This window comes from Paenibacillus sp. NPDC058071, from assembly GCF_042885235.1.
GTDB lineage: Bacteria > Bacillota > Bacilli > Paenibacillales > Paenibacillaceae > Pristimantibacillus.
The window spans coordinates 117,340-136,505 of the sequence record NZ_JBHVSK010000009.1 but is presented as its reverse complement, the minus strand read 5'-3'; the positions used below and the strand labels follow the sequence as shown (position 1 = coordinate 136,505).

Annotated in this window: 17 protein-coding genes; all 17 read left to right on the top strand. The window is 51.9% G+C overall.

All coding sequences use genetic code 11. The annotated features are described in order from the left end of the window. Window positions 1-144 precede the first annotated feature (144 nt). A complete protein-coding gene (locus tag ACFVTB_RS16400; RefSeq protein WP_387751107.1) occupies window positions 145-1,824 on the top strand; it encodes a ribonuclease J in 1,680 nt (559 codons plus the stop codon). Between the two features lie 292 nt (window positions 1,825-2,116). Further along, the gene (locus tag ACFVTB_RS16395) at window positions 2,117-2,881 is read left to right on the top strand and encodes a ClpP family protease (protein ID WP_387751104.1); all 765 of its coding nucleotides are present in this window, start codon (window positions 2,117-2,119) and stop codon (window positions 2,879-2,881) included. Next, window positions 2,881-3,099: a YlzJ-like family protein gene (locus ACFVTB_RS16390; protein WP_387751101.1), complete on the top strand. Its 219-nt coding sequence runs from the start codon at window positions 2,881-2,883 to the stop codon at window positions 3,097-3,099. The genes ACFVTB_RS16395 and ACFVTB_RS16390 overlap by 1 nt, the downstream gene beginning before the upstream one ends. A 72-nt stretch (window positions 3,100-3,171) precedes the next feature. Next, window positions 3,172-5,931, top strand: coding sequence for a DNA translocase FtsK 4TM domain-containing protein (locus tag ACFVTB_RS16385; RefSeq protein WP_483875113.1), 2,760 nt, complete (start codon window positions 3,172-3,174; stop codon window positions 5,929-5,931). A 199-nt stretch (window positions 5,932-6,130) separates the two neighbouring features. After that, on the top strand, window positions 6,131-6,940 hold the full coding sequence (gene sleB, locus ACFVTB_RS16380) for a spore cortex-lytic enzyme (RefSeq protein WP_387751098.1): 810 nt from the start codon (window positions 6,131-6,133) through the stop codon (window positions 6,938-6,940). A 157-nt stretch (window positions 6,941-7,097) separates the two neighbouring features. Further along, a complete protein-coding gene (gene yfmF, locus ACFVTB_RS16375) occupies window positions 7,098-8,372 on the top strand; it encodes an EF-P 5-aminopentanol modification-associated protein YfmF (RefSeq protein ID WP_387751096.1) in 1,275 nt (424 codons plus the stop codon). 7 nt (window positions 8,373-8,379) lie between these two features. Beyond that, entirely contained in the window at window positions 8,380-9,666 is a 1,287-nt protein-coding gene (gene yfmH, locus ACFVTB_RS16370; protein WP_387751093.1) for an EF-P 5-aminopentanol modification-associated protein YfmH, read from the top strand. After that, window positions 9,663-10,409 carry an elongation factor P 5-aminopentanone reductase gene (ymfI, locus tag ACFVTB_RS16365; RefSeq protein WP_387751090.1) on the top strand — a complete coding sequence of 249 codons (747 nt, stop codon included), beginning with the start codon at window positions 9,663-9,665 and terminating at the stop codon, window positions 10,407-10,409. Before yfmH ends, ymfI begins: the two co-directional genes overlap by 4 nt. 128 nt (window positions 10,410-10,537) lie before the next feature. Beyond that, the gene (locus tag ACFVTB_RS16360; protein ID WP_387751088.1) at window positions 10,538-10,789 is read left to right on the top strand and encodes a DUF3243 domain-containing protein; all 252 of its coding nucleotides are present in this window, start codon (window positions 10,538-10,540) and stop codon (window positions 10,787-10,789) included. Between the two features lie 184 nt (window positions 10,790-10,973). Continuing rightward, on the top strand, window positions 10,974-11,741 hold the full coding sequence (locus ACFVTB_RS16355; protein ID WP_387751085.1) for a DUF3388 domain-containing protein: 768 nt from the start codon (window positions 10,974-10,976) through the stop codon (window positions 11,739-11,741). A 19-nt stretch (window positions 11,742-11,760) separates the two neighbouring features. Then, window positions 11,761-12,672, top strand: a complete 912-nt coding sequence (locus ACFVTB_RS16350; RefSeq protein WP_387751082.1) for a helix-turn-helix domain-containing protein — start codon at window positions 11,761-11,763, stop codon at window positions 12,670-12,672. 15 nt (window positions 12,673-12,687) lie between these two features. Next, on the top strand, window positions 12,688-13,179 hold the full coding sequence (locus ACFVTB_RS16345; RefSeq protein ID WP_387751079.1) for a YajQ family cyclic di-GMP-binding protein: 492 nt from the start codon (window positions 12,688-12,690) through the stop codon (window positions 13,177-13,179). 247 nt (window positions 13,180-13,426) lie between these two features. Continuing rightward, window positions 13,427-14,002 carry a CDP-diacylglycerol--glycerol-3-phosphate 3-phosphatidyltransferase gene (gene pgsA / locus ACFVTB_RS16340; RefSeq protein ID WP_387751076.1) on the top strand — a complete coding sequence of 192 codons (576 nt, stop codon included), beginning with the start codon at window positions 13,427-13,429 and terminating at the stop codon, window positions 14,000-14,002. 69 nt (window positions 14,003-14,071) lie between these two features. Beyond that, a complete protein-coding gene (locus ACFVTB_RS16335) occupies window positions 14,072-15,319 on the top strand; it encodes a competence/damage-inducible protein A (protein WP_387751074.1) in 1,248 nt (415 codons plus the stop codon). 264 nt (window positions 15,320-15,583) lie between these two features. Continuing rightward, a complete protein-coding gene (recA, locus tag ACFVTB_RS16330) occupies window positions 15,584-16,639 on the top strand; it encodes a recombinase RecA (protein WP_387751072.1) in 1,056 nt (351 codons plus the stop codon). A gap of 90 nt (window positions 16,640-16,729) precedes the next feature. After that, window positions 16,730-17,404, top strand: coding sequence for a regulatory protein RecX (locus ACFVTB_RS16325; protein WP_387751069.1), 675 nt, complete (start codon window positions 16,730-16,732; stop codon window positions 17,402-17,404). A gap of 185 nt (window positions 17,405-17,589) precedes the next feature. After that, window positions 17,590-19,131 carry a ribonuclease Y gene (gene rny / locus ACFVTB_RS16320; protein ID WP_387751066.1) on the top strand — a complete coding sequence of 514 codons (1,542 nt, stop codon included), beginning with the start codon at window positions 17,590-17,592 and terminating at the stop codon, window positions 19,129-19,131. Window positions 19,132-19,166 lie beyond the last annotated feature (35 nt).

Here is a 19,166-nt window from a genome sequence, read left to right as displayed (position 1 = left end):
TGTGCTACCGCTTTTTGATCATGTATAATGAGAAGAAGTTGACTAGTTCGGAAAAGTTTGACAATTTAGTCGTGCAATTCAGCGATTGCGGCACTCCAGATTAATTACGAATGATGGAGCCGCAGCGGAAAAGGAGGCAGTCGCTTGTCCAAGAAGAACGGTGCGGATCAATTGCTCGTATTTGCGTTAGGCGGCGTTGGTGAAATCGGCAAAAATATGTACGTGATCCAGTACGCCAACGATATCGTCATTGTCGACGCAGGTCTCAAATTTCCGGAGGAGGACATGCCGGGCATTGATATCGTGATTCCCGACATTACCTATTTGTTGGACAACCGCGATAAGGTTCGCGGTATTCTCGTTACGCACGGCCACGAAGACCATATTGGAGGCTTGCCCTACGTCTTGAAGCAGCTGAACGTTCCGGTTTACGGAACGAAGCTAACACTTGGGCTCATCGAGGGCAAATTGAAGGAGGCTGGGCTGCTTGGCGAAACGACGCGTGTTCTTATAAACGCCGATTCGGAGATCCAGCTGGGGGCGATAACCGCTACTTTCTTCAAGACGAATCATAGCATACCCGACTCTGTCGGCGTATGTCTGGAAACGCCGGAAGGTTTGATCGTTCACACGGGAGATTTCAAATTCGACCATACGCCGGTGAACGGACAATATGCTGATTTGCAGCGTATGGCGGCAATCGGCAAACGCGGTGTATTGGCTCTGCTGTCGGACAGCACGAATGCCGAACGTCCCGGCTATACCCCTTCGGAGAAACAGGTAGGCGAGGAGTTGGAGGATCTGTTTCTCGCCGCCTCGCAACGGGTTGTCGTCGCAACGTTCGCGTCCAACGTGCATCGCGTTCAACAGGTGATCGACGCGGCGACAGCCTCGAACCGGAAGGTTGTTGTCGTCGGACGAAGCATGGTGAACGTCGTCGGTATTGCGACCGAGCTCGGTTATTTGCAGGTGCCGGAAGATACGATGATCGAGCCAGAAGAAGTTAACAAATGGTCGGCTGACCGGATTGTTATTCTTTGTACGGGCAGTCAGGGGGAGCCGATGTCGGCACTTACGCGAATGGCGCGTTCGATGCATCGGAAATTCGATATTTTGCCGGGCGATACGGTCATTATTGCAGCTACGCCTATCCCAGGCAACGAGCGGTATGTGGGGAGAACGGTCGACGAGCTATTCCGGTTGGGCGCTCATGTGGTCTACGGACCGGGCTCGGTATCCGGCGTACATGTTTCCGGACACGGCAGCCAGGAGGAGCTGAAGCTGATGCTTCATCTGATTAAGCCCGACTACTTTATTCCGATTCACGGCGAATATCGGATGCTGCGGCAGCATGCGGATTTGGCTGTTTCAGTCGGCATCGACAAATCCCATATTTTCGTGCTCGATAACGGCGATACGGTAGAGTTTCAGAATGGCGCAGCCCGGAAGGGATCGAAAGTGCAGGCAGGCAACGTCTTGATCGACGGACTCGGAGTTGGAGACGTCGGCAATATCGTGCTGCGCGATCGCAAGCTGCTGTCGCAAGACGGTATTTTAGTCGTTGTCGTCACACTTAGCAAACAGGACGGCAGCATTATTTCTGGTCCGGATGTCATTTCCCGCGGTTTTGTTTATGTAAGAGAAGCGGAAGGGTTGCTTGAAGAAGCAAACAAGCTGGTGACCAATACGCTAAATCGTCTTATGAACGATAAAGTAAATGAATGGGCTTCGCTAAAGACGAGCGTCAAGGAAGCGCTGGGCCGTTTTCTCTACGAGCAAACACGCAGGCGTCCGATGATACTGCCTATTATAATGGAAGTGTAACCTACGCAAGCCGTATGGTTTTGGAAGACGTTAAGGAACAGCTCGCTACTGGCTCAAAGCCGGCAGCGGGCTGTTTTTGTATGTCGCAATTTCTCTCCTTTCTAGACTCAAACCATTTGGTTGCGACGAGACGACGCCGTACACCGGACGTAGCTGGATAGCCGCAGCCCGAAAATCGAGCCGTTTTTGCTAATGCCGATCCCGTATAAATTTCCAACCCCACCCCATACTATGACGAGCCATAACTATAATGCAGCAGCCTATGCTGCCGGAAGGTGAGGGATTCTATATAATGCACGACTCCTATTGGCTGGGAAGCGCCGTCAACGAGCAGCCGCAGCCCGAAATCGCTCCCGACGATAAAAAGAAGCAGGCCAACGCCATCGTAGAATCGATTCAGCAGCTCGGTCAGACGAATGTTCCGCAGATGGAATCGAATATCCATTGCATGACGATTATCGGACAGGTAGAGGGCCATATCGTTCTTCCTCCGCAGAACAAGACGACGAAATACGAGCATTTGATCCCACAGCTTGTAGCAGCGGAGCAGAATCAGAAAATCGAAGGCATTTTAATCGTATTGAATACGGTTGGTGGAGACGTCGAAGCCGGTCTTGCAATAGCCGAAATGATATCCTCGCTGTCGAAACCGGCCGTCACACTCGTTTTGGGCGGCGGCCATTCAATCGGCGTTCCGATTGCAGTCTCCGGAGATGTATCGTTTATCGCCGAGACGGCGACCATGACCATTCATCCGATCCGGTTGAACGGACTCGTCATTGGCGTGCCGCAAACCTTTGAGTATTTGGATAAAATGCAGGAGCGGGTCGTTCGCTTCGTAACGTCCCACTCGAATGTGACGGATGAAAAGTTTAGGGAGCTGATGTTCAAAACGGGCGAACTGACGCGCGATATTGGCACGACAGTGATCGGCGCGGATGCGGTGAAGCATGGGCTGATCGACCGGACTGGCGGTTTGGGAGAAGCGCTGAAGGAGCTCAACCGGCTTATTGCCGATCGGAAGAAAGAGGCGGCAGGGACAGGAGTGTATAACTGATGACACTTTATACGATTATGCCTCTCGAACTGGTACTGGACGGCATCCACAACGAAGGGAATGACAGTCACGAAATTTGGCTGGACGGCGTCTGCATGGAAGTCCGACCGCTTGCTCCCGGCATCGGGCAAGTGGTTCGGCTGTTGCAATGTCAATTAAACGATTACTTGAACCCGCAGCTTACGCCGGGCTCGATCATCCGCTACGGACCGAAATAATCGCCGAATGGCGGTTGGCAATAGGAACATTTGTCCACCTATGGTATAATGTTAAACCAGAGGTGACGCGAGTTGGCAAAAAAAAGAAGAAAGAGTAAGTCGATTGCGGCTAATTTAAAATACGAAGTTTACGGTATCCTGCTTATTACCGTTTCTATAATTGCAATGTCCGGAGAAGCGGCGGTTGGACGGTCATTGTCCAAGCTGTTTGGGTTGTTTCTTGGCAAATGGTACTTTGCGCTCGCTTTGGTCGGCGTCTATGTCGGTCTGGCCGTCATGGTAAAGCGGGCGTGGCCTAAAGGCTGGAGCAACCGGCGAACAGGCATTTTGCTGTTTGTGCTGGCCTTAACGCTTTATAGTTCAATTGCGGATGTTGATCAAAGCTTGAGACCGGCGGCAGAATTGACGGGCGGCTCGATATTGTCCACCTTAAACGAAAATATAAGGCAGGAGCTGCTAGTCTTCGACGCTACCGACTCCCGGCCGATGACTGAGCGGGCGATCAGCGGTGGTTACGTCGGGGCCATTCAATATTCGATGCTGTACGCACTATTCGGTTATTTCGGAGCGCAGCTGATGATGTGGGTCATGTTCGCGATTTCATTGATGCTGATGACCGGCAAATCGTATGTCGAGCTGGGAAGCATCGTTCGCAAGAGGCTGCTTCATTTGGTCAAATTGCTAGCGGCCAAACGGTCGCAGCACTCTGCACAGCGTTCGGCCGCCGCAGCAGCAAGCACTGCCGCGAATAGCGGAGCTGCAGACCAAGCGGATGATTATAATGACGACGATACGATTGAAGACGACGACTATGAACACACGCCTCGCCGGAAGAAACGCTCGTTATTTTTCGCTTGGCGACAACAGAACAAGACGGAAGAGCCGGAGAAGCAGACGCCCCATGATGAATGGTCGCTTGACGAGCTGCCTTCCTTCCAGTCGCAGGCCGAAGGTCAGCCTAGTCCTCATTGGGCGAAAGAGCTTGAGCAGGATTGGGAGCAGCACGGAGAGGACGATAAGCCGCTTGACGAGCATTCTTCCAATGCTCAAGACGATGAAGCGCCTTGGACAAGCGAGAACTCCGTTGAAGAGGAGGAGCAAAGAGACCTCCAGCCGGCGACTGATAAAAGTGAGCATTGGGATGAGCCATGGCGTCAATCGGCTGAGTATGCCGATGCAGAATCGGACAAGCCCGATCCAGAAGTTGAAGCGCCGGAATCGTCTCATCCGTACGAGCCGGAGGAAATCGATGATCTGGCCGTTCATACGGCGACAGGGAATGAAGATAACCATGACGCGGACGAGCCGCTGCAATCGGTCGACACGGCCGTACAAGCGGCGAAAAGCGTCGACGGCGAAGAGCGGGTCGCTGCAAAGGCGGCTGCCAGCGACAGCAGCGAACCTGTAGTGAAGCCTTACCGGCTGCCGCCGTTCTCGCTGCTGTCGAAGCCAAGCCTGCTCGCAAGAGGGGGCGACGGCACCGATTCTATCGATGCGAAGCGAAAGCTGGAGGCGACGCTTGAAAGCTTCGGCGTCCGGGCCAAAGTACTTGACGTTGTTCGCGGTCCTGCCGTAACCCGTTATGAGGTGCAGCCGGCGACAGGCGTCAAGGTGAGCCGAATCGTCAGCTTGACGGATGATATCGCGCTTGCGCTCGCTGCTAAAGATATTCGTATGGAAGCGCCGATTCCTGGAAAATCAGCGATCGGCATCGAGGTGCCGAATATGGAAGTGTCCGTCGTGACGATGCGCGAGGTTATGGAGACGCAAGCTTTTCAGAATGCCCCTTCAAAGCTGTCTGTCGCCTTCGGCCGCGATATTTCCGGCCAGCCGATCGTTGGCAACTTAGCGAAGATGCCCCATTTGCTTGTCGCCGGCGCAACCGGTTCCGGTAAATCGGTCTGTATTAACGGCATCATTACAAGCATCTTATACAAGGCTGAGCCTGACGAAGTGAAATTTCTAATGGTCGATCCGAAGATGGTCGAGTTGAACGTTTACAACGGCATTCCGCATTTGCTCGCTCCAGTCGTGACCGATCCGCGGAGAGCCTCGCTTGCGCTCAAAAAAATCGTCGTTGAGATGGAGAAACGCTACGAGCTGTTCTCCAAATCGGGCACTCGTAATATTGAAGGCTACAATACGTTAATGGCCGAGAATCCGAAGGCTGTGCTGCCATATATCGTCGTTATTGTAGACGAGCTTGCAGACTTGATGATGGTTGCTGCGAATGACGTCGAGGATTCGATTGCGCGTCTGGCCCAGATGGCAAGGGCGGCCGGCATTCATTTGATTATCGCGACGCAGCGTCCTTCTGTTGACGTCATAACTGGCGTCATCAAAGCGAATATTCCGTCTCGTATCGCGTTCGGCGTCTCCTCGCAGGTAGATTCCCGGACCATACTTGATATGGTCGGCGCGGAGAAGCTGCTCGGGCGCGGCGATATGCTGTTCCTGCCGGTCGGCATGTCTAAGCCGATTCGGGTGCAGGGCGCGTTTCTCTCCGATCAGGAAGTGGAAGCGCTGGTCGAATACGCAAGGAACCAGGCGGAAGCGGAATACAAGGAAGATCTGGTGCCAGAAATTGAGGAGGATTCGACGAATCCTGATGAGATTTTAGACGAGCTGTTCGATCAGGCAGTGCAAATCGTACTGGATGCGAAACAAGCTTCGGTATCGTTGCTGCAGCGCCGCATGCGCATCGGATATACACGGGCGGCAAGGCTTATCGATCAAATGGAGGCAAAAGGCATCGTAGGTCCTTACGAAGGAAGCAAGCCGCGTGAGGTTCTCATGTCTGCCGATCAATATCAAGGACGGATTCCGTCCTGACAAACAAGAAGACCGGATTTGAAAGACAGATTCAGGTTTGACACCGCGTGCAGCGATCTGCACGCGGTGTTTTGCTTCTAGCGGCGCCATTGATTCTATACTGACAATACGATGCATAGAAGAAGGATGCTTTTCTCATACTAAAGTTAGGTAACGCTGTAATAAGCGGACTAACTTGCAAGAGAAAGGCAGATCCCAGATGAGAAATCGTTTAATTGTGATGACAGCGTTAATCGTCATGCTGTCGCTAGGCATGTACTCGCTTCAGCAATTTATGAACGGCAGGACATCGGAAACGTTCAGCAATGCAACGCTGAAGGTCGGCTCCTCGGGCAAGGACGTATACGAATTGCAAGGAAGGCTCAAATATTTGGGGTACTTCAATGGCAAAATAGACGGCCAGTTCGGTTGGACCACGAGAAACGCCGTTACCTGGTTTCAATGGAAGTTTGGCATGAAGGCGGACGGTGTCGTCGGAGCCAAAACAAAGCTTAAGCTTTGGGAAGCGACGAAAAACTGGAAGCCGACAGCTGAGGAGATGGGCAAAGGAACCGCCGGAGGCGGAGGAGGCAATACAAGTACTGGGGGCGGAACAAGCTCCGGAGGAGGAGGCAAGGCCGGCAGTTCGCTTCAGCAATCGAACAAGCTTGGACTTTCCAAAGCCGATCTGCAAATTATGGCGAACGCCGTTTACGGCGAGGCGCGCGGCGAACCGTACGAGGGACAAGTGGCAGTGGCTGCTGTTATTTTAAACCGGCTAAAGTCACCTAGCTTCCCGAATTCAATATCGGGCGTTATATTCCAGCCCGGCGCGTTCACAGCCGTAGCGGACGGACAAATATACTTAACTCCGAACGAGAAAGCGGCACAGGCGGTGCAGGACGCCATTAATGGCTGGGACCCGTCTGGCGGATGCCTCTATTACTTCAATCCCGTGACCGCCACCTCCAAGTGGATTTGGACGCGGCCGCAAGTCAAAACGATCGGCAAACATATTTTTTGCATGTAGCCTGCTCGAAAAGAAGCAGCCGATTTTGCCCTGTGCGAGGTCGGTTGCTTCTTCCATTTCGCATCGGTTAGAATGGTATAGACATTAACGGTATGGAATACATTTACTGCAAGATGGCACCACCCAACCAGCTGACTAGAGGAAGGAGCAAACACCGGTGACTTTATTTGAAAGAGGGCAAATCGGGCGGATAAGACTGCACGTGCTGCCGACCAATCGGTTCAAAACGTTTGCCGTCTCGCTGTTTTCAGGCTTACCGCTTTCCGAGGCTTCCGTGACAGAAACCGCCTTAATTCCGTTCGTGCTGCGCCGCGGTACGGCGAATACGCCGGAAACGAAAGCTTTCCGAGAAAGGCTCGACGACCTATACGGCGCGGGCTTCGGCTTTGATGTGTATAAAAGAGGCGAGTCGCAAATCGTCCAATTTCGAATGGACGTCATTAATGACCGCTTCGTTTCCTCCAATACGTCTTTGCTTGCCGAGTCGCTGAAGCTGCTCGGTGAAGTCGTCACCGACCCGTACCAAGAAAACGGAATATTCCGTGCTAAGTACGTGGAAGCCGAGAAGCAAACGCTCGTCAAGAGGCTTGAAGCGATCGTCAATGACAAAATACGTTATGCGGCGGAGCGCTGCCTCGAGGAAATGTGCGAAGGCGAGCCCTATCGCCTGCATCCTCTCGGCAAGCTTGACGCCATTCCGTCCATTACACCGCAATCGCTGCAATCTGCGTACGAGAACTGGCTTCGTACCGCCGCTTTTGATTTGTACGTTGTCGGCGACACGACTCTTCAAGAAGTGTCTGAGCTTGTAGAGCAATCGTTCCGTTTGTCCGACGGCGAACCGGCGGGCTATTCGCTTCCGGACGTAACGAGAGAGGTTGCCGAGGTGAAGACGATCGTCGAACGGATGGATGTCAGTCAAGGCAAGCTGAATCTCGGCCTGCGCACGGGGATTCGTTACGGCGACGACGATTATGCCGCTTCCCTTATGTACAATGGCATTTTAGGCGGTTATCCGCATTCCAAGCTGTTCCTCAACGTACGCGAGAAAGAGAGTCTGGCGTATTATTCGGCATCCCGTCTGGATGGCCATATGGGCATTTGCACGATTCAATCAGGCATCGAGATCGCCAACTACGAGCGTGCGGTCGTCATTATCAAAGAGCAGTTGGAAAGTATGCGTAACGGCGAATTAAGCGAGCTGGAGCTGTCGCAAACAAAGGCGATGATTTCCAATCATCTGCGTGAGCTGCAGGACAGCGCTTACGAGATGATTGCCTATGATTTCAACGCCGTTCTGTCCGGCAAGGAACGTACCGCATCCGACTTGCTGGCGCAAGTGCAGGCGACAACGGCAGAGGATATCGTACGCGTTGCGAATAAGGCGCAGCTGGACACGGTTTATTATTTGCGTGACCGGAAGGAGGCGTAAGGACATCATGGAAACGCTTGAATACAAAGGGATGCAGGAAACGCTGTACCGTGAAGTGATGGAGAACGGCCTGGAAGTGATCGTGCTTCCGAAAGAAGGCTTTCAGAAAACGTACGCCACCTTTGCGACCAAATACGGGTCAGTCGACAACCGCTTCTCAGTAGGAAGCGAACAGCCGGTTAAAGTGCCGGACGGCATCGCCCATTTTTTGGAGCATAAAATGTTCGAGGAACCGACCGGCGACATCTTTGCCACGTTTGCTTCGCACGGCGCTTCGGCCAATGCGTTTACCAGCTTCGACCGTACGGTCTATTTATTTTCCGCGACCGAGGACATTTCGCAAAACTTGGAAACGCTCGTCAATTTCGTGCAAAATCCTTATTTTACCGATGAGAACGTCAATAAGGAAAAAGGGATTATCGAGCAAGAAATTAACATGTACAAAGACAATCCAGATTGGCGCGTCTATTTCGGCGTTATTGATGCGATGTACCATCAGCATCCCATCCACATCGATATTGCCGGAACAGTGGAGTCGATCTACCAAATCGATAAAGAAACGTTATACCGCTGCTACGAAACGTTTTACCATCCGTCCAATATGCTGCTGTTCGTTGTAGGCGGCGTGAAGGCGGAGGAAGTTTTCGAGCTCGTTCGTCGCAATCAATCAGCAAAAACGTTTGAGCCGCAAGGCCAAATTAACCGCTATTTCGAGCCGGAGCCGGAAACGGTGAAAATAGCGCGCAAAGTTACGCATCTGCCCGTTTCTTTACCGAAGGTCATGTTCGGCTTCAAGGAAAAGAAGGTTGGGTTGTCTGGAAATGCTCTGCTGAAGCAGGAGGTTTCCTCCAAGCTGATGCTCGACGCGCTGTTCGGTCCAAGCTCGGCGCTGTATCAGGAGCTGTACGAAAGCGGCGTCATTACCGACTCCTTTGGCTCCGAATTCAATTCGAGCGAACAGTACGCATTTTCCGTTATCGGCGGCGACAGTCCTGACCCTGAAGAGCTGTTGAAGCGGGTTCGCGCAGCGGTCGAAACGGCGCTGAAGGAAGGCATTCCGGCGGAATCCTTCGAACGGTCCAAACGGAAAAAAATCGGCGGTTATCTGCGCATGCTCAATTCCCCCGAATCGATCGCCGGCGAGTTTACGCGGTACCGCTTCCGCGACAGTGACATGTTCGACCTGCTGCCGTTGTATGAAAGCAGCACGCTTGAGGATGTGAACGAGAGGCTGCGCGAGCATTTCGATTTCGAGCAGCTGGCCGTGTCGATCGTGGAGAAGCCGTCCGAATGACGATTGCTAGACCTAGAACGGTGTTGATTACCGGGGGAAGCCGCGGCATCGGCGCTGCCATCGCGCAGCGCTTCGCCGCGGAGGGCATCAACATTGTTATCCATTATTTGGGCTCGCACGAAGCGGCAAATGAAACGGCAAGAGCTTGCATGAGGCACGGCGTCGAAGTGATGACAGTTAGCGCTGATCTGCGCTCCAAGGAACAGCTGCTGCGCATGCGCGAGAAACTGGAGGCAAGCGCGCTCCTGCCCGACGTACTCGTCAATAATGCCGGCATTTCACATTACGGCATGCTGGCCGACGTAACGGAGCAGGAATGGGACGATGTTATGGCGGTTAACTTAAAAGGGATGTTTTTGTGCAGCCAAATCTTTATGCAGCATATGATCGCCAGCCGGTTCGGCCGCATTGTCAACGTCTCGTCTGTATGGGGATTGTCCGGCGCCTCCTGCGAGGTGCTGTACTCGACGACGAAAGGCGGCATGAATGCGTTCACGAAAGCGCTTGCCAAGGAGCTTGCGCCATCCGGCGTTACGGTGAATGCGGTCGCGCCCGGCGTCGTTGATACGGCGATGATGAGCGGCTTCGACGATCAGGAGAAGGCTGCTCTCGAACAGGAAATTCCGGTTGGCAGGTTTGCCCAGCCTGATGAAATTGCATCGCTTGTTTACTTTTTGTCTCTACCCGAATCATCTTATATTACCGGACAAATCATTAGTCCGAACGGAGGCTGGCACACGTAACTGAGTTTTTCTCCGCCAATCGGCATCGCCGTAATCCAGGACGAGCCGTCGGATGCATAATTGCTTCGACCGGGAGAAAGAATAAGGACTGTTGTTCATTCTTTCAATCCGTAGGAGGCGAATAAGCGATGTCATCCGTATTGACTAACTTTTCGACATGGAAGCAATTTTTGTCCGATAAGGTTGAGCATGCGAAGGAAATGGGCATGACCGAGGAAACAATCGCCAATTTGGCTTACGAAATCGGTTCGTTTCTCGACGAGAAGGTCGATCCGAAAAACGAACAGGAACGCGTGCTGAAGCAGCTTTGGGACGTCGGCGACGAGTCGGAGAAGAAAACGATCGCCAACTTAATGATTAAACTCGTCCAGCATTCTTAACTTATGTAGCGCATCCGCAGGAAAGCCTCCCATATCTGGAGGCTTTTCTGCGATGTTTTTGTTGCGGTTGCAGGATTGTGCCGAAAATTGTAGAATAAGCTTTTAAAGTATAGTATCGTTTATACGACGGCTTTATTATATTGCATGAAGGCGATAACAACAGGTTTGGGGCGGTGACCATTTAATGGAAATCAAACAATATTATATGGAATACAAAATACATAAAAACAGGCCCGGACTGCTAGGCGATATTGCTTCACTGCTCGGTATGCTGGAAGTTAACATTATGACCATCAACGGCGTAGAAGACCGGACAAGGGGAATGCTACTCCAGACCGACGACGAGGAGAAAATCGTTTTGCTCGGTAAAATGCTGCAAAAGGTCGACAATATAACGGTAAACAAGCTCAGAACACCGACGATTGTCGATATTTTGGCTGTTCGGCACGGAAGGTACATCGAACGCGATTCCGACGATCGCAAAACGTTCCGTTTTACGCGCGACGAGCTGGGCCTTTTGGTTGACTTCCTGGGAGAAGTGTTCAAGCGGGAGGGCAATCAAGTTATCGGTCTGCGAGGTATGCCCCGCGTCGGCAAGACGGAATCCATTATCGCGGGAAGCGTGTGCTCCAATAAGCGATGGACGTTCGTATCCTCAACGCTGCTTCGCCAAACGGTACGCAGTCAGCTTTCCGAGGATGAAACGAGCGAGAACAACATTTTTATTATTGACGGAATCGTAAGTACCATTCGTTCCAATGAAAAGCATTACGCCTTGCTTCAGGAAATTATGGCGATGCCTTCCACGAAGGTGATCGAGCACCCGGATATTTTTATTCGCGAGTCGCAATACGATTACAGCCATTTCGATATGATTATCGAGCTTCGCAATACGCCGGATGAAGAAATTTCGTACGAATCGTTTACGGCCAATTATTCGGACGATTTTTAAAAGAGAGGAGAACGCTTAGATGTCGGATTTGGGAGCATTGCTTCGGAAAGCGAGAGAGGAACATGGGCTTTCGCTAGAAGACATACAGGAAACAACAAAAATACGGAAACGTTATTTGGAAGCGATCGAAAGCGGCGATCACAGCATTTTGCCCGGCTCTTTCTATTTGAGGGCTTTTGTCAAAAACTACTGTGAAGCCGTGGGGCTTGATCCTGATGAAGTGCTCCGTTTATACCAACATGAAGTGCCGGCCGTCGTTGCGGAACAGAACAATGTCGAGCCGGTAGCGGCCAGAGCGCCGCGCAGAGTGCAATCGCGTTCTTCTGAGCGCTTTGGCAGACTGGGGTTCAATCTGCTGATGTGGCTGTTCCTCATTCTGATCGTCGTTGTCGTATGGATTTATTTTGTCAATCAAAAAGGCGACGATTCCAAGCAGATCGACGACACAAAAATGACGGATCGGGCTTCGCAGGCTCCAGCCTCTACCCCAGATCCGAACAGTGCGGGGGGCAGCACTACGCCGCCTCCGTCAACGCCGCCTCCAGCAGCCGAAACGACGCTCACGTTTACAACCAAGCAGGGCAAAGTCGACCATTATGATGTAGCTCCGGCAAACGTACCGCATAAGCTGGAAATAAAAGTGTCGGGAGGACCGAGCTGGACGGAGGTTCGGAAAGGCGGTTCGACCGGTGAAAAGCTGTATTCGGGTACGATTCAGGATGGCGAAACAAAATCCTATGACATTACAGAGCCGCTTTACGTCAACGTCGGACGTGCCGATTTGACGGTTATTTCGGTCGATGGCATCGTCGTAAACGACGGAGATCTGGCAAGATCCAAAAAAGTGCAGCTTAACCCGGTGAAGGTTGAAGATACGGCCGGCGGGAACGCAGGCGACGCCGCTGGCGGAGACGAAGGCGCACAGCAATAGGAAGGAGATTGGACGATGAGTTCGGAAAGTTCATTTGATATTGTATCGAAAGTGGATATGCAGGAGTTGAACAACGCGATTCAGCAAGCGGAGCGAGAGATCGAAACGCGCTTTGATTTCAAGGGCAGCAAAAGCAGCATTGCGCTCGAAAAAGAGGAGCTTGTCATTGTCTCCGACGACGATTTCAAGCTGAACAGCGTAATCGATATATTGCAATCGAAAATGATGAAACGAGGCGTGCCGATTAAAAATTTGGACTATGGCAAAATTGAGTCAGCGTCGGCCCATACGGTTCGCCAGCGCGTCAAGCTTCGTCAAGGCATCGACCAGGAGCATGCGAAAAAAATCAATATTTTAATCCGCGATTCGAAGCTCAAGGTGAAAAGCCAAATTCAAGGCGATCAAATTCGCGTAACCGGCAAGAGCCGCGACGATCTGCAAGCCGTTATCAGCTTGCTGCGCGGCGCCGATCTTAAAGTCGAATTGCAATTTTTGAACTATCGATAGAGCAGACATTCAGCCCGCTCGAGGCGGAAATGCAGCCTTTGCATTTTCCCGTTTCGAGTGGGCATTTTCCCGTTATCCGTTATTTTGACAGGGCATGGGCCATGTATTATACTTGAGGATAGCCGGAAGGCCAGTAGGAAACGGTGTACAGAGATCTGGGGGACTTACAGATGACGGAATGGGTAGCAAACAACGGGCAGAGAACGGTTTCAGCGAACAGCCGGGATTTGGCAGGGGAGGCAAGCAGATGAACCTGGCAAATAAAATTACGCTGGTCAGAATTATTTTAGTGCCGATAATTATGGTCGTGCTACTTGTCAATATCAATGTAGCGCCGCTTGAATTCAGCGGTTATTCCATTACATACAATCAGATCATTGCGGCACTTATATTCATCATTGCGGCAAGCACGGACGGGCTGGACGGGTACATCGCAAGGAAGAACAAGATAGTTACCAATTTGGGCAAGCTGCTCGATCCGCTCGCAGACAAGCTTCTTGTCGCAGCCGTGCTCATTTCGCTTGTGCAGATGGATAAGCTGGACGCCTGGATGGCAATCGTTATTATCAGCCGCGAGTTTGCGGTAACCGGCCTTCGTCAAGTTGCGCTTCTCGAAGGAAGCGTCATGGCGGCGAGCAAATGGGGGAAATGGAAAACGGCGATACAGATCACCATGATCATTTCGCTGCTGCTGAACAATTTTCCGTTCCATTTTATCGCTTTCCCATTCGATGCGGTTATTAGCTGGATTGCAGTGGCGATTACGATCTATTCCGGCCTTGATTATTTCTTGAAAAACAAACATCTTATCCCGATTGAATAAGGATTTAGAAAGCATCTTTCCGAATATGGAGGGATGCTTTTCCATTCATATTAGCAGGAGGAATGAATCATGAAAGCAGAAATTATCGCCGTCGGCACCGAGCTTCTGCTCGGCCAAATCGTGAACACGAATGCGCAGTTCCTTTCGCAGGAGCTGGCGGCGCTTGGTATAGACGTCTACTTCCAGACGGTTGTAGGCGACAATCCGGACCGAATTCGCAGTGCGATTAAGACTGCGAGAGCAAGAGCCGATTTGCTTGTATTTACAGGAGGACTTGGGCCGACTCAGGACGACTTAACCAAGGATGTGCTGGCTGCATATTTGAATCGCGGCATCTCGATCGACAAGCCTTCGATGGAAAAGATTGAAACCTTATTCAGCTCGCGCGGCATTCATATGGTTGAAAGCAATATTCGCCAGGCGCATACGATCGATGGAGCGGTTCCATTATTCAACGAGGCCGGGCTGGCCGTTGGGAATGGATTGTCCGAGGACGGCACTCACTATTTGCTCTTGCCGGGACCGCCTCGCGAGATGAAGCCGATGATGGAGGGGCCGGGCAAGGAATGGCTCCGTTCCGTGCTGGGGCATTCCGATCCGCTTTATTCGCGGCTGCTCAAGTTTGCGGGTATCGGAGAATCGAATTTGGAAGCACAACTGATTGATTTAATTGAAGGTCAGAGCGATCCAACCATCGCCCCGTATGCGAAGGAAGGCGAGGTGGCGATTCGCGTTTCGACGAAGGCGCCGACCGAAAGCGAGGCGAACCGGAAAATCGACGCGACGGTGGAACGAATCAAGGAGCGCGTCGGAACGTTTCTGTACGCCCAGCAAGACGCAACGCTGGAAGAGGAGGTCGTCCGCCTGCTCCGGGCGTCGAGACGGAAGCTGGCGAGCGCAGAGAGCGCAAGCGGCGGCTTGTTCGCCGAGCTTATTACAAGCGTGCCTGGCAGCAGCGGCGAGTTCACGGGCGGCGTCGTTACCTATACGAACGAAATGAAACATAAGCTGCTCGGCATTCCGATGTCCCAACTGGAGGGCATTGGCGCGCCAGGAGCCGTCAGCGAATCGACGGCGGCGATGATGGCGGAACGGGTACGGGAATTGGCGGATAGCGATTTCGGCGTTTCGGTGACCGGCGTGGCGGGACCGGCCGAGTCAGAGGGCAAGCCGGTAGGCCTCGTTTATCTCGGTATTGCCGAGCGGGGAAAGGAAACGGTCGTGTATACGACGAACCTGAGCGGCAGCCGGACCATTATCCGCGTGCGTGCCGTTAAATCGCTGCTGTACCGGCTATGGCAAGCGCTGACGAAATAAAAATGCTGGGTGTGAATTGCGCCGCCCGAAAATGCCTGAAACGGCCCGAAATAAGGGTTGCGTAAAAAGACGCGCTTGTCTATAATAGTCCGTAGACGGAAGAACCGTGGCGAAGATTACTTTGCTGCGGTTTTTTTATGCCCGGCAAAAGGTTAATTGGAGGGATGTTACAAAAAAAAGACGAATGTATGTTCGAAAAAACACTTGGCAACCGATAGAAAAAGAGTTATCATTACATTATAAATAATGAAGGATGTGAGTTGATTGTCGGATCGCAAAGCTGCTTTAGAGATGGCTTTACGTCAAATTGAGAAACAATTTGGTAAAGGCTCCATCATGAAATTGGGAGAATCGACACATATGCAAGTGGAAATCGTGCCGAGCGGTTCGCTTGCTTTAGATATCGCTCTTGGCATCGGCGGTTTGCCAAGAGGACGCGTTATCGAAGTTTACGGGCCGGAATCATCCGGTAAAACGACGGTCGCCCTGCATGCGATCGCCGAAGTGCAGCGCGTCGGCGGACAAGCCGCTTTCATCGATGCTGAGCACGCGCTTGACCCGCTTTATGCGAGCAAGCTGGGCGTCAATATCGACGAGCTGCTGCTGTCCCAGCCGGATACGGGCGAGCAGGCGCTGGAAATCGCTGAAGCGCTCGTGCGCAGCGGCGCGGTCGACATCATCGTCATTGACTCCGTCGCGGCGCTCGTGCCGAAGGCCGAGATCGAAGGCGACATGGGCGACTCCCACGTCGGTTTGCAAGCAAGGCTGATGTCGCAGGCATTGCGTAAGCTTTCCGGTGCGATCAGCAAGTCGAAGACGATTGCGATCTTCATCAACCAGTTGCGTGAGAAAGTCGGCGTGATGTTCGGCAACCCGGAGACAACGCCAGGCGGACGAGCGTTGAAGTTCTACTCGAGCGTGCGGCTTGAAGTGCGTCGCATTGAGACGATCAAGCAGGGCAATGATATGGTCGGCAACCGTACGCGGATCAAAGTCGTGAAGAACAAAGTGGCGCCTCCGTTCAAACAAGCCGAGATCGACATTATGTACGGCGAAGGCATTTCGAGAGAAGGCAGTCTGGTCGATATCGGTACAGAGATGGATATCGTTCAGAAGAGCGGCGCGTGGTTCTCTTATAGCGGCGACCGCTTAGGCCAAGGCCGGGAAAATGCGAAGCAGTTTCTGAAGGATCATCCAGAAATGGCTGCTGTCATCGAGAAACAAATTCGCGATGCGAGCAATTTGTCTACGACGGCGCAGCCGGTGGAATCGCTCTCGACGGATGACGACGACGATTTCGACGAGTCCGAGCTGGACTAAACCGAATAGCTTGACGCTTATCGCCGTCCTCTGACAGAGGACGGCGATGTTGTTTGCAAAAGAGGGATGCAGTAACGGAGGGAAGCGCTCATGGAAATTAGAGCGGTTGAGCAGGATAAGGACGATCGCAAAAGCTATATCCTCTATGTGTACGGGGAAGAGGAGCCGGTGCTGACCGTTCACGAGGATTTGCTGGTCAGGCATCGTTTGCTGAAGGGGCGCGTCCTGACCCGCTCGGAGCTGGACGATATTGGCGCCGAGAACGAGAGGTACCGCGCATACGCGCTCGCCGTCGCGTATCTTGGCATGAAAGCGCGCACCAGACGACAAATCGAACAATATTTGCAGCGCAAGGAGCTGGAAGCGGATTCGATTCAATACGTATTGGAACGTTTAGAAACGGAACATATTGTGGATGATGAAGAGTATGCGAAACAATTCGCAATGCAAAAGATCCGCTACTCTCAAAAAGGACGTTTATGGATAAAGCAAGAGCTGCAGCAGCGGGGCGTGTCCAAGCAGGCGGCTGCGCAAGCGGCCGAATCGATCGACAAGGAATCGGAGCTGGATGCAGCGTTAAGCGCCGCTAGAAAAAAATGGCGGACGCTAAAAGGCGAGGACTATGATCGCAAGCGAAAGCTAACCGCCTTTTTGTTGAGGCGGGGTTTTCCCGGAAGTGTCGCTCGCGAGGCGGTTCAAGCAGCAGTCCGCGAATCGGAAATGACGGAAGACGAGGAAGACGATGGTCAAATGCTTGACAATTGAATTTGTCAAAAGATAAAATGAACATGTATTCGTTCACATTCAAATCAATTTTCCTTCCAAAAGTTGATTTGAACCGATCATTTTCGTCAATTTGTTAGAAGATTAATCGGTATGAAAACCGGCTTAAACAACTTAATATCATCCCAAGCATTTGCCTTGGTGTATGCAACGAGGAGGTGAACAAGATGCACCCTATCTTGACTGTGTTGATCTGTCTCGTTGTTGGCGTTATTTTCTTTGGGATTGGTTATTTCACTCGAAAGTCGATTGCTGAAGCGAAAATTTCCAGCGCTGAGCAAGCCGCTGTTCAGATTGTAGAAAATGCAAAGAAAGAAGCGGAAGCGCAGAAGAAGGAAACCGTTCTGGAAGCGAAAGACGAAGTCCACAAGCTCCGTACGGAAGCTGAAAAAGACATTCGTGAGCGGCGTAATGAAACGCAGCGTCAGGAAAGACGCTTGCTCCAAAAAGAGGAGTCGCTGGATAAAAAATTAGAAACACTAGAACGCAAAGAAGAGTTAGTTGCCAACAAAGAGAAACGGATCGACGAGACGCAAGAACAAATTGACTCCATTTATAAGCAGCAGCTTAGCGAGTTGGAACGCATCTCCAGCTTGACGATGGAGGATGCAAAGTCGATTATTTTGTCGAATGTTGAGCAGGAAGTACGTCAAGAGACGGCTCAAATGATTAAAGAGATGGAGCAGCAAGCGAAAGAAGAAGCCGACAAAAAGGCGCGTAATATTATTTCCCTGGCTATCCAGCGTTGTGCGGCCGATCACGTAGCAGAGACGACGGTTTCGGTCGTTGCTCTGCCGAACGAAGAAATGAAAGGTCGTATCATCGGACGCGAAGGACGGAATATCCGCGCATTGGAAACATTGACCGGTATCGATCTCATTATCGACGATACACCGGAAGCGGTCATTCTATCCGGCTTCGACCCGATTCGCAGGGAAATTGCCCGCACTTCTCTTGAAAAGCTTGTGGCTGACGGACGTATTCATCCGGCGCGCATCGAAGAAATGGTCGAGAAGTCTCGTAAAGAAGTCGATGAACGGATCCGTGAATACGGGGAGCAGGCTACTTTCGAAGTTGGCGTTCACGGCTTGCATCCGGACTTGATTAAGATTTTGGGAAGACTCAAGTATCGGACAAGTTACGGTCAGAATGTGCTGAAGCATTCGATGGAGGTTGCGTACTTGACCGGTTTGATGGCAGCGGAGCTCGGCGAGGAAGTTACGCTCGCGAAACGGGCTGGCTTGCTGCATGATATCGGTAAAGCGCTCGATCATGAGGTCGAAGGCTCGCACGTTGAAATCGGCGTTGAATTGGCCAAGAAATACAAAGAGCACCCTGTTGTTATTAACAGTATCGCATCCCATCACGGGGATGTTGAAGCGACTTCCGTTATCGCGATGCTGGTCGGAGCCGCGGATGCCTTGTCGGCAGCCCGTCCGGGAGCCCGTCGCGAGACGCTCGAGACTTACATCAAACGGCTTGAAAAACTGGAAGACATTTCGGAGTCGTTTGAAGGCGTTGAGAAGTCGTACGCCATTCAGGCCGGCCGCGAAGTTCGCGTAATGGTGCAGCCGGAGAAGATTGACGATACGGAAGCCTTTCGCCTCGCGCGCGATATTACGAAAAAAATCGAGAGCGAACTCGATTATCCGGGACATATTAAAGTTACGGTCATTCGTGAAACTCGCGCGGTTGAATACGCGAAATAGCATCTCAAATAAACGCATATGCAAGACTTACGAAA